At 36.7% G+C, this 16173-nt stretch carries 16 protein-coding genes; 10 read left to right on the top strand and 6 right to left on the bottom strand.

The window, feature by feature from the left end; all coding sequences use genetic code 11:
• Positions 1-37: 37 nt before the first annotated feature.
• The 4 genes from DSM03_RS17210 to DSM03_RS17195 all read right to left on the bottom strand — a co-directional run bounded on the left by DSM03_RS17210 (position 38) and on the right by DSM03_RS17195 (position 2606).
• Positions 38-319: a DUF3861 family protein gene (locus tag DSM03_RS17210; RefSeq protein ID WP_236638950.1), complete on the bottom strand. Its 282-nt coding sequence runs from the start codon at positions 317-319 to the stop codon at positions 38-40.
• A 10-nt stretch (positions 320-329) separates the two neighbouring features.
• A complete protein-coding gene (locus tag DSM03_RS17205) occupies positions 330-1103 on the bottom strand; it encodes an SDR family NAD(P)-dependent oxidoreductase (RefSeq protein WP_128762867.1) in 774 nt (257 codons plus the stop codon).
• 96 nt (positions 1104-1199) lie between these two features.
• Entirely contained in the window at positions 1200-1718 is a 519-nt protein-coding gene (locus tag DSM03_RS17200) for a YybH family protein (RefSeq protein WP_128762866.1), read from the bottom strand.
• A 60-nt stretch (positions 1719-1778) separates the two neighbouring features.
• Complete coding sequence (locus DSM03_RS17195; protein ID WP_201740467.1) at positions 1779-2606, bottom strand: alpha/beta hydrolase; 828 nt, start codon at positions 2604-2606, stop codon at positions 1779-1781.
• Between the two features lie 871 nt (positions 2607-3477).
• Between DSM03_RS17195 and DSM03_RS17190 the strand changes: the two genes are divergently transcribed.
• From DSM03_RS17190 to DSM03_RS17180, 3 genes are all read left to right on the top strand, one after another.
• Entirely contained in the window at positions 3478-3855 is a 378-nt protein-coding gene (locus DSM03_RS17190; RefSeq protein ID WP_128762864.1) for an IS110 family transposase, read from the top strand.
• Positions 3856-3947: 92 nt separating this feature from the next.
• Entirely contained in the window at positions 3948-4283 is a 336-nt protein-coding gene (locus DSM03_RS17185; RefSeq protein WP_128762863.1) for a hypothetical protein, read from the top strand.
• 30 nt (positions 4284-4313) lie between these two features.
• Positions 4314-4841, top strand: a complete 528-nt coding sequence (locus DSM03_RS17180) for a transposase (protein WP_338068114.1) — start codon at positions 4314-4316, stop codon at positions 4839-4841.
• A gap of 153 nt (positions 4842-4994) precedes the next feature.
• On the opposite strand, the gene DSM03_RS17175 is transcribed toward DSM03_RS17180, so the two are convergent.
• On the bottom strand, positions 4995-5912 hold the full coding sequence (locus DSM03_RS17175; RefSeq protein ID WP_128762861.1) for a helix-turn-helix domain-containing protein: 918 nt from the start codon (positions 5910-5912) through the stop codon (positions 4995-4997).
• Between the two features lie 15 nt (positions 5913-5927).
• Complete coding sequence (locus tag DSM03_RS17170) at positions 5928-6710, bottom strand: SDR family oxidoreductase (protein WP_128762860.1); 783 nt, start codon at positions 6708-6710, stop codon at positions 5928-5930.
• A 279-nt stretch (positions 6711-6989) separates the two neighbouring features.
• Between DSM03_RS17170 and DSM03_RS17165 the strand changes: the two genes are divergently transcribed.
• The 7 genes from DSM03_RS17165 to DSM03_RS17135 all read left to right on the top strand — a co-directional run bounded on the left by DSM03_RS17165 (position 6990) and on the right by DSM03_RS17135 (position 15669).
• On the top strand, positions 6990-7835 hold the full coding sequence (locus tag DSM03_RS17165; protein WP_128762859.1) for an SDR family oxidoreductase: 846 nt from the start codon (positions 6990-6992) through the stop codon (positions 7833-7835).
• Positions 7836-7846: 11 nt separating this feature from the next.
• Positions 7847-8095: an Atu4866 domain-containing protein gene (locus tag DSM03_RS17160; protein WP_128762858.1), complete on the top strand. Its 249-nt coding sequence runs from the start codon at positions 7847-7849 to the stop codon at positions 8093-8095.
• 16 nt (positions 8096-8111) lie between these two features.
• Positions 8112-9026 (top strand): helix-turn-helix domain-containing protein, encoded by a 915-nt coding sequence (locus DSM03_RS17155; protein WP_128762857.1) that lies wholly within the window; start codon positions 8112-8114, stop codon positions 9024-9026.
• 254 nt (positions 9027-9280) lie between these two features.
• Positions 9281-10495, top strand: a complete 1215-nt coding sequence (gene dinB, locus DSM03_RS17150) for a DNA polymerase IV (RefSeq protein WP_128762856.1) — start codon at positions 9281-9283, stop codon at positions 10493-10495.
• 27 nt (positions 10496-10522) lie between these two features.
• Positions 10523-13510 (top strand): DNA polymerase III subunit alpha, encoded by a 2988-nt coding sequence (locus DSM03_RS17145; protein WP_128762855.1) that lies wholly within the window; start codon positions 10523-10525, stop codon positions 13508-13510.
• Between the two features lie 455 nt (positions 13511-13965).
• Positions 13966-14757 carry a helix-turn-helix domain-containing protein gene (locus DSM03_RS17140; RefSeq protein WP_201740466.1) on the top strand — a complete coding sequence of 264 codons (792 nt, stop codon included), beginning with the start codon at positions 13966-13968 and terminating at the stop codon, positions 14755-14757.
• 81 nt (positions 14758-14838) lie between these two features.
• Entirely contained in the window at positions 14839-15669 is an 831-nt protein-coding gene (locus DSM03_RS17135; protein ID WP_128763401.1) for an SDR family NAD(P)-dependent oxidoreductase, read from the top strand.
• The last annotated feature ends 504 nt before the right edge of the window (positions 15670-16173 follow it).

Below are 16173 nucleotides of genomic sequence, written 5' to 3'. Positions count from 1 at the left end.
AATAACTTAAGATAATAGATATATAATCTAAATAGTTTTAATTTTTTTCATAAAGGTCTGGACCTCTGGAAAAAAAATCTTCAAACAGTGGATGTTTTCTGTTTCTAATCATAACTTCGGTAAATAACTTAATTCCGATAGCAAATTCAACAGCCTGATTTTTATCCCCAAAAGGATTTTTCTCTTTCAGACTTTCTATTATAATAAATATATCATCGTGATTTTCAAACGCTAATTTGATAGTAGAACTCTGGGCTAATTCGTCTTTTAGAGAAAGTGACTCGAGACTAAGTCTATAGGTGTTATTTCGTTTTAACATAACTAATAGCTTATCCGTTAGGTAGTTTTATATTCGTTAATGATTCACAATAGTCCATAAATCGATTCTGTAATTGGATATCGTTAGCAGCTAAAAGATAGCTTTTTGGGCGTTTATGGTACAAAAAATTACCAGAAATTTTAGCCTCTTTTTCCTCGGATGATGATAACCAAACTTGTGTTTCAGTAGCTTTTTCCAAATCATCGGGAGCATGCGGACCACCCATTTTAGTGGCAACCCATCCAGGGGATACTACATTGCAAAATACATCAGGCCAGCGTTTAGATATTGCAAATGCTAATAAAATATTCTGTAGTTTGGTATCGGAATAAGCTTGCGCAGCATTCCACTTTTTCACTTTCCAAAACAAGTCCTTCAGCTCTGCATCTCCCTGTTGATGCATACCTGAACTGGTATAGATTAAACGTTTAGGTTTATTTATCAAACACGTCAAAATGTAAGGTGCAAGACTATTTATTGCAAATACGTACGGGAGTGCGTCTTCTGTTTCTTGGTATGGTTCCTGAAAACCAACCCCTGCATTATGGATTACACTATCCATTGTTCCCAACTGGTTTACAGCTTCTGCTATTTCATAGGTTTGAGATATACTTGAAAGATCCCCGATTACAACAGCTTTTGCATTAGGAAGTTTTTGAAGAACAATTTCACCCTTGGCATTATTCCTGGCATGTAAAATTACTTGGTGTCCCTTTTCTATAAGTTTTTCGGCAGCCATAAAACCCAGACCATCAGTTGCTCCCGTAATAAATACTTTCTTCATCTTTATATGGTGCTAATTAGTAAAATAAAACATGTATGTTTTAAAACTGCCCCGTCATATTGGGGCAGTTATTTTAAGACTCCTTTCTTAACTTCGTTAAACCCCAATGGGTTTTAGGTCTGTTAAAGCCATACCGTTCTCAAAATCCATAGGTACAGAAATATGATCGTGAACGATTAGCCATTCACCATCTATTTTACGCAGTACATTAGATTCCCGAGCCCACATATCAACTTCATTTCCATCCATGGTTGTGGCCGTAAGTCTGGTAAGACCACGAAGTGCTGCTAGATTTCCCTCCTGAAATACGGTTAGATCTTCTAGCGTTATCTTAATTTCAGCTGGGAAGAATTTAAAAAAGTTAATCCAGTTATCTCTCCACATTTTCTCACCTTCAAACTGTATTGGAGCCATCAAGTCATACGATAAAATGTCATCAACATAATAAGACATAATAGCCTCTACGTCTCTGGCCTCAAAATCCTGTCTCCACTTTTCGCGCTTTTCTAGGATGATTTTCTTTTCCTCTTCACTTGCTACGAAGCCATTAATGCTTGGAGGTTGGGAAATGTTGTTATCCTTAAAATTTGATACTTCTTTCTTTACTTCTTTCATACTATTAAATTTTACTTATTTGAATTTGTTTTGTTGGTATAAGATTTAGCGATTTATTAATTACATGTGCTGATCGAACCATTTTAACATCGGTTCAGGCCTTCTTTGAAACTCCAGGTAACCATCCCAACGGGCAGTAGTATCATAAATCCATTGAAGTTTTTTATCCTTTAGGGGGATGTCATCGTACATGCCCTGTACATCTGCAGGATCCGTAAGCAAGTCATCGTTTACCTGATAAATAAAAGTGGGTATACATACAGCTTTGGCCCATTTCCCTGCATTTCTATCTTCAATGCTAAAGCTTGTTTTCATGATGATCTTATGATCTAGATCTTTAATGCGGTTTTTAGGAATATGTGCCAGCTCTAATTGTTTAGTGAGAATATATTCTTCGCTCAAAGGTTGTACCGCCACAAGACATCGTATGTGTTCAAAATCCTTAGGATTGTGCTTCATTGCGTATAACGTAGCATCAGCACCCAAACAACGACTAAACAGGGCGATTCTCATGGATTTGGTTTCATGCCTTTCGCGTACATATCGAATGGAACCCAAAACATCTCTAGATTCAAAAATTCCGGTAGAGATAAGTCCTCCATTACCTGTACCACTATGGCCATGGTTTCTCAGGTCATACGCTAGTATATTGAATCCCGCCTCATGAAGTATTTTTAAATCAGGTATAAAATTAACTTCCATATCATTTCCACTAGCCTGCCAGATAGATTTCCAAGGTTCCAGATGTGAAGGAAGACCAGAGCGGGTAAAGCCCATGGGATGATTGATTATAATAATTTTATCTGAACCCTCAGCCGGTATAAACCATCCTTCAATCGGAACTCCATCTATAGATGGGAATGTAATATCTTCGTAAAATAATCCCACTTCAGTAGGTTTGTGTAGAATTGGTGAGCGGGGCAGTTCTTTAAATGCATCACTCATATTTTCCAGAATTTCATCTATTTGAGAATCAGATAGATTTTCTTTTTTTGAACCAGACATATTTTGAATGTTTATAATTAAAGTCTCATTATTGGTGTTGCCAGAGACTGAATTAAAGAGCAGTGCGTATTTTCAAGTGCCGTGGTGGCCGTAGAAAAATGTTGCGTAGGCCTAACAAATAATATCTTGAACCTATGTTCTAGAGCTCTTTTGTTTTTATGAAGCAAAGATTGGGATAAATGAAAAGTAAGGCATAATCAAATCTATGATTGTTGTATTCAAAACTTAGATTCAATCTAATAATCGATGTTTGGTACTGATTTGCCGGAAAACTATTAGTAGTAATTCAATTTTGATGACTTAAGAGAAAGTGGACATATTGCTACTTCAGAAAGAAATAGTTTTATATAACCTAAACGAAGTGTTACAAGAGGTTATTTAAGCATATCAAAGAGTTTTGGGATGTGATTTACAAGACTCGAGAATTATGATGCATATATTGATAAAAGTTGTATCAAAAATAAACTTAAGGCCACTTTTACCCGTCCTAAAATTACAATATTTCCGACTGAGAAATCGAATATAGATGACAACTAGATTGATCATTTTGTAAATTGGGATATAACTTCAGAACGAAACCGGAATACTAAATGGCACTTATTTTAGTCCTTCCTAAAATCTAGTGCAGATACATAAAGTCTACACTTTTTAGTTGGGACATTTGACGAATAATTTGGTGATCCTTTTAAGGAATCCCGAACAGAAAACTTTTATAGATATAAATGTATCTCTCTGAAGTTTCTAAACCCAATAAATGATGAAAGATAAAAAAATGTTATTACCTATGATCAATCCTAAGGCTGCTGGAATTGATATAGGTTCACGTATGCATGTGGTTGCTGTTGATCAAAATACAGATAATGTTCGTTCTTTTGGTGTTTACACAAAAGTTCATCATGACATCATCTCTTATTTAAACTTGCACGGGATTACCACAGTAGCAATGGAAAGTACTGGTAGTTATTGGCAGAGTCTTTTTAGTGATTTTCAGAGGTCTTGTTTTGAAGTTATACTCACTTTTGGTAGTCAAACAAAAAATGTTAAAGGAAAAAAAACCGATGTAATTGATGCTATTTGGATTCAAAAGCTTGATTTGGTCTTCATTCAGGAAGTTTTTTACCTAATGATATGATGCAGGAGTTAAGATGTTATTATAACCATCGTCAACATTTAACAGAGCAGATAGCTCGCTATACACTTAAAATCCAGAAATCACTTAGGCTTATGAATGTAAGACTTGACGTCGCCTTACGCGATGTTACCGGTAAATCAGGTCTTACTATAATTGAAGCAATACTAGCTGGTAAGCGAGACCCGTACTATTTAGCTAGTATTGTCGATATAAGGACTAAGAAATCAACAGAGGAAATAGCCAGTTCTTTACAAGGAAATTGGAGAGCAGAACTATTATTTGAACTCAAGTCTTGCCTGGATATTTATCGATATTTTAATAGTGCTTTAAAAGAGTGTGATCAGGTTATAGAAAAGCTTTTACTTCAGTACACTCCTACTGCAGTTGTATCTAAAGAAAAAGAGAAATTGTTCAAGAGTTATAATTGAAAGAAAGCTAAAAATGCACCAAGTTTTAATATCGCAAGAACAGCCTATCAGTTTTTTGGCACTGATCTTTTTGCTATTAAAGGTGTTAGTCACAATACAGTACTGTGCTTTATGACTAATCTAGGCAATGATATTCACAAATTTCCTACAGCTAAAAGTTTTGCTTCTTGGTTAAGATTAGTTCCTAATAACAAAATCAGTGGTGGTAGAATATTAAGCAGTTGGGTAAAGCGAGGGAAAAATTCAATATCCATAGCCTTATGGCATGTAGCAAACTCTATTGGAAACCAAAAGGAATATGATCTGTTGCCCTTTTTCAAACGGATAGCGTTTAGAAAAGGGAGGGTCGCTGCAATCACTGCTACGGCAAGAAAACTAGCTATAATTATCTGGAACATGATTTTTAAAAAGGAAATTTACTCTTCACTTAGAATCCAAGTTGAAAATGAGAAATATAGATGGAAGCGAATTAAGCAGGCTCAGAAGAATATCCGTAGTCTATGTTTAAACAGAGAAGAGCTAAATAACCTAATCAATAATAGTGTTTTATTAAGGTAAATTAGGTGTTGTACAGAAATATGGCTATGGATTAAATTATGATTATTTTCGGTTAAGTACAGGCGTTAGCAATTCCGAGTGTATTTGGCGTATTCGAATCCGCCGTAATTGCGTTTATGCATCTTTTTTATGAACTGGCTATTTTCTTTTTTTTCAATTAAATGATTGTCTAAATGCCATTGGCGAGAGTTTGGTTTTTGTTTTAAAAAACTTGCTGAACGACTGCAAATGTTCAAAGCCAAGTTTGTAAGCAATTTCGCTAACTGATAAGTCTGTCGTTGATAATTTTTCTTTGGCATTAGCTATCAACTTATCGTGTATGTGTTGCTGTGTTGTTCGACCAGTGAGGGTTTTTAGCAAAGTAAGTAAGTAGGTTGATGAAATATTTAACTGGTCTGAAATGTATTGAACTGTCGGCAACCCTGTGGTTGCTAAATTATTGCTTTCAAAATAGTCAGTCAAAAATTTTTCTAAGCGTTCTAAAATTTGATGATTTGCTTTTTCGCGGGTGATAAACTGACGATTATAAAAACGCTCGGCATAGCTCAATAAGTTTTCAAGATGTGTAACGATGATTTGTTTGCTAAACTTGTCAATATTTGAATGGTATTCTTGTTCAATATTTTTAACAATGTTGTTAATGATTATTTCATCGTTTTCCGAAAGAAAAAGAGCTTCATTTACCGAATAGTTAAAGTATTCGTAATTTTTAATGTTCTTTGCTAAAGAGGTATTCCAAAGAAAATCGGGATGTATCATTAGAATCCAACCCGATTGATTTGTTATTTCTTCTTTGAAAATTTCAATGCCAAACACCTGGTTGGGTGCAAGAAATGCCATTAGACCTTCGTCAAAGTCGTACAATTGTTGCCCATATTGCAACTTCCCACTTAAATTACGTTTTATAGAAATTGAGTAAAAGTCAAAAGTTGCTCTTAATTTTTGTCCCTTTTCTTCATCGCTGAATTTTAAATTAGCATAATCAATAATACTAATCAAGGGGTGTTCCGGCTTAGGTAGATTTCGCAACCGATGAAATTCAGAAATGCTTTTTATTCTAATAGGCTTCATATATGGAAATTTAATTTATTTATTCTTTAATTTTCCTTTTTCAAGCGTTTTATCCATAAAATTCAGAAAGAACTTAGGTGCAATCCTGCCCATTAACTTCAGTGCTTTTGACATTCCTGGTTTGATTTCAAATTTATCTTTTAAAAGTCCGTTAATGGCTACCTGCACCATTTTTTCAACTTTCATAACTGGACCACCATCCGAGCCTAAATCGTCTGTAAAATCATCCATCAAATCTGTTGCTGTTGCTGGTGGTGCAATTTCAAAAACCTTAACAGGGGTGTTTTTCAGTTGTAACCTCAAAACTTGCGAATAGGCGTGTATACCTGATTTTGCTGCGCTATACACTGGTGAGAGTGGAAAAGGTAAGAATGCTAAACCTGAAGAAATATTGACAATTGCAGCTGATTTTTTTGTTCTGAGATGTGGTAGAAATTGGTGATTCATTCTAATTACACCCGATAAGTTTATATCTATTTCACTGGTAATGCTTTCAATATCCAAATGTGTGTTTACTAAGAAAAGGTTACGCATAATACCGGCATTATTGATGACCATATTTAAGTCAGGAAACGCCTTTGTTACTTGCTGGTAAAGTTGTTCAATGTCATTCGGATTGCTTACATCGCTTTGAAAAATTTGAACATTCGGAAACTGTTTTTTAGTTGCGTTTAACTTGTCAAGATTACGACCTGTAACGATAATAGTTCCACCTTGTTCAGTAAGTTGTTTTACAAATTCTAAACCAATTCCGCTTGTTCCACCTGTGATAAGGATCGTGCTGTTTTTTAATTCCATCTTCTGTGTTTTTTAGTGTTTCAAAATTGCTGCGAATTAGAGACACTTATTTAGTCAAAACGACTTTTGTGTTAGTCAAAAAACGGATGATGTTTAAAACGGTCTCATTGGTGATTAAGCCTTTTTTAAGATAAATATCTAAGCGGTGCTAACTAGGAAAGGGTAGAAAAGGATTGAAATCATTCAATAAAATAGATTTGACTAAACCTTCCGGAGATATGGAACAGCGATAAACTTCTTATAGTACCAATTTTGTATCCTAATTTAAAATTAAAGAAAATGAATACAAAAAAAGTATGGTTTATTACAGGTGCCTCAAAAGGATTAGGGCTAAGCCTAACTAAAAAATTACTGGCTAATGGTTTTAGTGTTGCTGCTACTTCAAGAAACAAACAATCCCTGATTCAAGAAATAGGTGAAGAAAATGAAAAGTTCCTAGCCTTGGAGATGGATTTGACCCATAATGAAAACGTCAAAAAAGCTATTGAGACCACCAATGCGCATTTTGGTAAAATTGATGTGATAGTCAATAATGCAGGTTACAGTCAAATAGGAACTTTAGAAGAACTTTCTGCAACCGAAGTAGAAAATAATTTTAAAGTAAATGTATTTGGTTCACTGAATGTGATTAGAAACGCTGCTCCCTATTTACGAAAGCAACAATCTGGGCATATTTTCAACATTTCGTCTGTAGGCGGATACACCGGAAATTTTGCCGGTTTTGGGATATACTGTTCAACGAAGTTTGCTGTTGCCGGGTTTACAGAAGCATTGGCGGAAGAAATGAAATCCTTTGGCGTTCATACCACTTTAGTGTATCCTGGATATTTTAGAACTAATTTTTTATCAGAAGGTTCTGTTCAAACCCCAGCACGCCAAATTGAAGAGTACAAAGCTGCTCGTGAAATGGAACAAGCCCATTTAAACGACATTAACGGTAATCAACCCAATGACCCCGAAAAAGCAGCAGACGTATTTATTTCATTAAGTGAACAAGAAAATCCACCAGTACATTTCTTTATGGGAGAAGATGCCTACCATTATGCAACTCTCAAAATTGAGACCATTCAAGAAGCTATGGCAGAGAATAAAGCCTTAGGAACATCTACAGGATTTAAAAATTAAATTTTGAAGGAATGACTATAGAAGAATCAAAGGAATATGTTGGAATTTGGGTAACAGAGGATGGAAACATTCGTCACGAATTATCGCCTAATAACCGATATGATGAAGCACGAGGTACTAGAAAAAGCGCGTATCAGGGAGTTTATAAAGTTTCAGGAAATCATATTGATTATAAGGATGATACAGGATTTACGGCAGATGGGGAATTCAGAAATGGAATCCTGTATCACGCAGGAATGGTCTTATACAAAGAAATTTAATGCTTACTTTTAAAGAATGAAAACCATACTTCGATTTAAATCCCTTAATGAATTTCATAACTATAGCAATTTAGCCAAGCCAGAGCATCCCTTAATTAGTTTAGTTGATTATAGTAAAGTTAGTTATGCAACAGATGTCAGTGAAATTAAATGGATACAAGATTTTTATTCTATTGGTTTAAAGCGAAATGTAAGCGAAAAGTTCAATTACGGACAGCAAAACTATGATTTTGACGAAGGTGTGTTGTCTTTTGTTGCACCCCAACAAACCCTGAATATTCAAATAAATCAAAACGTGAAAGTAAATGCATCTGGGTGGTTATTATTAATCCACCCAGATTTTTTATGGAATACACCTTTGGCTACAGGTATTAAAAAGTACGACTTCTTTGGTTATGCCGTTAATGAGGCGCTATTTCTATCAGAAAAAGAAGAACATAATTTAGTAACACTATTTAAAAACATTCAAAAAGAATATCAATCGAATATTGATAAATTTAGTCAGAATATCATTATTTCACAGATTGAGCTACTATTGAATTATGCGGAACGTTATTACGAAAGACAGTTTATAACTAGGAAAATTACAAATCACCAAATCCTCACCAGATTGGAAGAACGCTTAAATTATTATTTCAACAACTCGAAGATTCTAGCTAACGGAATTCCGACAGTTAGCCAAATTGCAAATGATTTAAATCTTTCTCCTAATTACTTAAGCAGTACTTTAAAAATAATTAGTGGACAAAGTACACAGCAACACATTCAGAATAAATTAATTGAAAAGGCTAAAGAAAAATTATCTACTACAAATTTAACTATTAGTGAAATTGCCTATGAACTTGGATTTGAATATCCTGCTTCATTTAGTAAACTTTTTAAAAATAAAACCAATAGTTCTCCTCTTGAATTTAGGCAATCTTTTAATTGACTAAATATTCTACAATATTTATAAGGATAGTCGATCAGAATCGATTTAAAAACCGACACACATTCATCAAGACAGTAGCAATTGGATCAACTATCTAAACACAACTAATTATTGCGCTAGTCATTTACGGATTCTTTTATATTTAAATTGGAGATTAATAGATACAATGCCTCGTATCATTAGTATTAGACATTCAAGTCATATTTAATATGGATTATATCCTTTAAATTGGAATAATTCCATATTTTTGAGGTATGGAACGATCTATATTACATCTCGATCTGGATACTTTTTTTGTATCTGTAGAACGACTTTTAAGCCCAGAATTACTCAAAAAGCCAGTACTGGTAGGGGGAACAGGGGGTAGGGGCGTTGTTGCCGCTTGCAGTTATGAGACCCGCAAGTTTGGGGTGCATTCCGGAATTTCCATGAAATTAGCGCGGCAGCTGTGCCCGGAAGCGATCTGTATTAAAGGCAACTCGAGTACCTATATGAAATACTCAGATCTGATTACCGAGATCATCAACGAGTCGGTACCCATCTTTGAAAAAACCAGTGTTGATGAGTTCTATGTAGACCTGACCGGGATGGACCGTTTTTTTGGTAACTATGCTTTTGCTACAGAGCTGCGCCAGCGTATTATAAAAGAATCTGGACTTCCCATATCCTTCGGCCTTTCTCCAAATAAGACCGTGAGTAAAGTAGCTACAGGTGAGGCCAAACCCAATAACCAAATGCGGGTAGACGCAGGTTTTGAAAAACTTTTTTTAGCCCCCCTCTCTATTCGCAAAATCCCCAGTGTTGGGAAGGTTACCGGTCAGAAACTGATCGCTATGGGCGTTGAACGTATTAAAACCATACAGCAAATGCCTGTAGAGATGCTTACAGCGGTCTTAGGTAAAAATGGTCAAAAAATATGGCAACGGGCACAAGGTATTGATGATAGCCTGGTCAAGCCTTACTCTGAGCGTAAATCGATCTCTAGCGAACGTACCTTTAATCTGGATACCATAGACATCACCCGGCTCAAAAATACGGTCACTACTATGGTAGATACCCTGTGTTTTCAACTGCGTCAGGCCAATAAAATGATCGGTTGCGTCTCTCTGAAAATTCGGTATTCCGATTTTCAGACGCATACCAAACAGTGTAAGATTCCCTATACCAGTGCTGAGCATATCATTCTACCGGTAGTAGAAGCGCTTTTTAAGTCCCTCTACCAGCGGCGTATTCTGGTGAGACTTATCGGGATTCACTTTAGTGATATCGTTTCGGGTCATTACCAGATCGATCTGTTTGATGATAATGAAAAGGAACTGAACCTGTATAAAGCTATGGATCATTTAAGGAAACGCTTTGGGGCCTCCAGTGTGATGCGGGCATCTACATTAGACGTAAAGACCATTCGCTCTGGTCACAATCCTTTTGATGGCAGTCCGCCGCTGCTATTGGCACACCGCAAAGCCTAGCTTGTAAACTTCAAATTCCCTAATAAAGTGTATCTCAATTGCCATACCTACTTTTCCCTGCGCTACGGCACGTTCTCAGAAACGGAGCTCATCAACCTAGCATTGAAAAATAATATAAAATACCTGGCCTTAACCGATATCAATTCGACCAGTGCGGCCATGCAGTTTATTAGGGAAGCATGTGAAACAGAACTTCACATTACCGTGGGAGTGGATGTGCGCAATATGCCCAAGCAGCTCTACATCCTATTGGCTAAAACGAACACCGGTTTTCAGGAGCTCAATAGCTTTCTGAGTGCACATCTGCACCAGAAGAAGGAGTTTCCTTTGACTGCCCCACAACTGAAAGACTGTTTTGTGATCTATCCCTTTGAACAGGCATTGTTCTTAGATAAGGAATCTTTTGCTGAATTTGAATACATCGGGATTTCGGTTCGGGATTTAAACCGGCTTCCGTTTAATAAACTCAAACAACTTAAAGATCGTCTGGTTATACAGCAGCCCGTTAGCTTTCGCAGTAAAAAAGATTTTAATGCACACCGGTTACTGCGCGCCATAGATCTGAATATTTTATTGAGCCAGTTGCCTCAGGAACAAGAAGGGAACCTACAGCATCAAATGCAGCCTTTAAGCGAATTGGAAGAAGCTTTTAGAGATTACCCCCATATTGTTGAAAATACGAAGAAGCTGTTTACTGCTTGTAAAGTGCGATTTAAATTCGATGCTCAACGCGAGAATCAGAATCAACAAACGTATTTGGGCAGTGTACAAGAGGATAAAGAATATTTGAGAGCCTTATGCCGGGAGCGTATAGGCATGCGGTATCCGCAGGTTAATACCGTGATCACAGAGCGCCTGCAACGTGAACTTAAGTCGATAGAAGATTTAGGGTTTACCGGGTATTTCCTGATCAATTATGATATTGTAAGCTATGGGCGATCTAAGGACTATCCCTATATCGGCAGGGGATCGGGGGCCAATAGTATGGTGGCTTATATTTTGGGGATTACCAATGTGGATCCCATTGAGCTGGATCTGTATTTTGAGCGGTTTATCAATGTCTACCGCAGTTCACCCCCAGACTTTGATATTGATTTCTCGTGGAAAGACCGTGACGATGTGACCCGCTACATCTTTGAGCGTTTTCCCCATTGCGCCTTGATGGGTACCTATGTAACCTTTCAATACAAAGCGGTGGTGCGGGAATTGAGTAAGGTCTTTGGTATTCCAAAATACGAAACCGACGCCTTTTTAAACGGCAATACCAAGGGGAACAAAAATCACGATACCTACCTGCAACTGGTTCAAAAATATGGAGAATTGATTCACGGTTTTCCCAATTACCTTTCGGTGCATTCCGGGGGAATTCTCATTACCCACAAACCGGTGCATTATTACGGAGGAACCTTTTTGCCCCCTAAAGGTTTTGCTACTGTACAGTTTGATATGAATATCGCCGAAGCGGTAGGCATCTATAAGTTTGATATCCTGGCGCAGCGAGGCCTCTCCAAGATCAAGGATGCTTTAGCTCTTATCGCTCAAAATCAGCCGGAGGCCAAGATTCTTGATATCGATCAGGTTTATCAGTTTAAGAAGGATACACAACTCAATAATCTTTTAGCAACCGGCGATTGTATGGGCGTGTTTTATGTGGAAAGTCCTGCGATGCGCGGACTTATGACTAAGCTGCGTACCCACAATTACATCGGCCTGGTGGCAGCCAGCTCCATTATACGCCCGGGGGTGGGCAATGGAGGGATGAAAGAAGAGTTTATCAAACGCGAGCGTTTCCCCGAAACCAGAACGGAAGCTCATCCGGTATTAGCTGAAATCCTGCACGAGACTCATGGGATTATGGTCTACCAGGAAGACGTCTTGAAGGTCGCGCATTATTTTGCTGGTTTAAGCCTCGCTGAAGCCGATGTACTGCGACGCGGAATGAGCGGTAAAGGCCGTTCAAAGATGCAGTTTGCAATATTAGAAGGTAAATTTTTAAAGAACTGTAGGGAAAAAGGTTACCCCGAAGATGTTATTCAAAGCGTTTGGGATCAGGTAAAGGCTTTTGCCGGCTACGCTTTTGCTAAGGGGCATTCTGCTTCTTACGCTGTAGAAAGTTACCAGAGCTTGTACTTAAAGCATTATTTCCCTCTTGAATTTATGACCGCAGTACTCAACAATGGGGGTGGTTTTTATCGGGTTGAAGATTATCTAAACGAAATTCGTAAATGTGGCGGTCAGCTCGAACTTCCCTGCATCAATACCAGTGATCATCCTAATAGCATCATAGGGACAAAAATTTACTTAGGCCTCGGGATGATCAAGGGTTTAGAAGCGCGGGGGATTGAAAAATTGCTTACCCAGCGGCAGTTGTATGGGAGATTTACCAGTCTGGAAGATTTTGTAGAGCGTGTTCCCTTAGGTCTGGAACAGCTGGTGCTGTTAATACGCATCGGGGCCTTGCGCTTTACGGGAAAGGACAAAAAGGAATTGCTTTGGAAAGCCCACCTGCTGACAAACCCTAAAACCGCTTATGATGCTCCTAGGCTGTTCAGCACAAAACCTGTCGCGTATCGATTACCTGATTTTAAATCTACAGGTATCGAGAATGCCTACGATGAGGTCGAATTGCTGGAGTTTCCCCTGTGTTCGCGTTTTGACTTATTGGAAGCTGAACTTCCTAAAAGCATAGTGACACGCGAACTCCAGGATCATATCGGTCAAACGATAAGTATCTGCGGAGTGGTGGTCACGGTCAAACGGGTACCGCTCGATGGCGGACGAACCATGTTTTTTGGTACTTTTTTAGACAGGGAAAGTGTGTTCTTTGATACGGTACATTTCCCAGATTCTGCAGCCCATTCGTTTATGAGTGGTAAAGAAGTCTATCAGGTTATCGGTAAGGTGACTCAGGAGTATGAGCTTTGCAGCATCATCGTAGATCGGGTGATTCGGCTTCCCAGAAAGTCAGATCCCCGGTTTTCTGATGCAAGCGATTTTAAGAGAGTGGTGGGGTAAATTAGTATTTCAAATTATCATTAAGTTTTACTCAATGATAATTTGTTAAACTGCCTTCGGGTTGGGTTAAGTGTTTAGCTGACTTAAAAGAGGTTTAAAATATGTAGCCTATGCAAATAAGCAAAGAGGGAGAGTTATCTATTTTTTAGTTGATTAAAATTTAGTATGAAACCAGAAGAGAATACTTTTACTGTAGAATAGAAGTATCAAAGTATTTAAATTAGTTCTTTAATAAAAAACTAGCAGCATAATCACTCATCTTAAAGTCCCGTTTTTTGTTGCAAGTCCAGGTCGACTAAAAATCCATTCGGAAAAGATATTGTACTTTGGTTTCGTTTATCCAAATAGTTAAAATGGAATCAATAGAAGAATTTTATAAGTACAAGTTCAATAAATATCCTGAAAATCTTCACAATACAATAGGACAATTTAATGTGTTTCAGATTGAAAACCGAATGAGAAAAAGCGAAGAATTTCCAATTCACATTCGTAGAAATTTCTTTAAAATAATGCTTTTTTCAGGCGAAAATACTTTTAGATATGGAAATCAAAATATAAAAGTAAGCGGTAACACTTTAATGTTTTTCCACCCGAATATTCCTTATTCGTATCAACCTTTATCAGCGATAACAAAAGGTGCTTTCTGCGTTTTTAAAAGTGAATTTTTTCAAAGCAATTACAAGTTGGATTTAGACAATCTTTCTCTTTTCAAATCATCAAATCCACCTATTTTTAAGTTATCAAAAACCAGCTTTCAAGAGGTAGAAAATTTATTCTCAAAAATGCTTCGAGAAGTGCAGGGAGATTACATTTACAAGTATGATTTGATTAGAAATTATGTGAGCGAATTATATTTTTTGGCAATGAAATGGATCCCGCCAGAAAATTTTTTTCAATATGGGGATGCAAGCAAACGGATTACAATGATCTTTACAGAATTATTGGAACAACAATTCCCTATTCAATACAAGTCTGACAAGCTAAAAATTCGCTTGCCTAATGAATACGCAGAGAAAATGTTTGTTCACGTTAATTATCTAAATAGATGTGTAAAAAAAGTAACAGGTAAAACAACGAGCCAACACCTATTTGAACGAATAGGTACAGAAGCAAAAATTTTGCTCAAACATACCGATTGGACAATTTCGGAAATAAGTGAAACTTTGGGTTTTGGCGACCCTGCACATTTTAATAAATTCTTTAAAAAACAAACAGGAATAAACCCGACTTCTTTTAGATTGGTTTGATTTTTACAAATATTGATTTCTATCCTACTTCCCACCCCCAAGAAATCCATTCTAATTTTGTAACCACAAAAAAGTATAAAAATGGAAAATTCAAAAGTTTGGTACATCACGGGAGCATCCAAAGGTATTGGGCGTTCTTTAGTAGAACAATTATTATTAGAAGGAAAAAAAGTTGCTGCAACTTCACGAAAAATTTCTGCTTTTTCGAGCATCACGAATGAAAATTTTTTGCCTTTGGAAGTTGATTTAACAGACGAAAAATCAATTGCAACATCATTCGAAAAGACTAAGTCTTCCTTCGGAAAAATAGATGTCGTTATAAACAATGCAGGTTACGGAATTGGCGGAGCAGTAGAAGAATTATCTGACGAAGAAATAAACGACAATTTCAATGTCAATTTTTTTGCTGTTGTAAAAGTCATTCAGCAAGTATTGCCATACCTACGCAATCAGCGTTCGGGACATATTATTAATATTTCATCAATCGCAGGTTTTGCACCAGGACTTGGTTGGAGTATTTATTCCGCAGCAAAATTTGCGGTAACTGGTTTGTCTGAAGCATTGGCAAATGATTTAAAACCATTAGGTATAAACGTTACAGCGGTTTTACCCGGTTGTTTTCGCACAAATTTTGCAAAACCAGACTCGATTAGTTTCGGCAAAAAACAAATTGACGATTACAGTTTTTTGAGAGCTGCACACCAAAAAATGAATGAAATAGACGGAAAACAACTAGGCAACCCCGACAAAGTTGCTAACGCTTTTATTGAATTAGTAAATAGTCAAAATCCTCCAGCACTATTGTTTTTAGGAAGTGATGCCCACACAAGAGCAAAAGAAAAAATTGCTCAATTATCACAACAAATTGATGGATGGAAAATTCTTTCTTTATCAACAGACTTTGACGAATAAGCAAGTTGCAATGAAATAAAGACGAGCCGATAATATTGTCTATAAGCAATAGTGGCTAAAGTAATAAAATCAAAGTATAATCATAAAACAAAGGACAATTAAAAACCGTAAGATTTGTGAGTTAAAAATCACTATCGGGCATACATGATACCGTTAAGCATAATTATGTCCCGTGCTTAATAAAGGCTACTTAACTTCAAACATTATGTACAAAAATGAAAAAGTAGTAAGATGGTATTCCGAATCTTTCAAACTAAAGATTTTAGAAGGACTTACTGCAGGAAAACTAAACAAGTATTAACTAGGGAAAGCTTAAGGTATTGCACCAACCACCACTGACGAGTGGATCAGAAAATGCAATCTTAAAGACCTTATGAATACCAGAGTAAGCGTGAAGACCAAAGATGAGAATAAACGTATCAAACAGCTTCAAAAACAAATTGAAGAGCTTAAGAAACTCCTTTTGAAAAGTATATGAATATCCTTACAGTTGACTTTTATCTT

The sequence above is a fragment of the Leeuwenhoekiella aestuarii genome (assembly GCF_004104055.1).
Lineage (GTDB): Bacteria > Bacteroidota > Bacteroidia > Flavobacteriales > Flavobacteriaceae > Leeuwenhoekiella > Leeuwenhoekiella aestuarii.
This window is presented reverse-complemented; position numbering and strand designations above follow the sequence as displayed.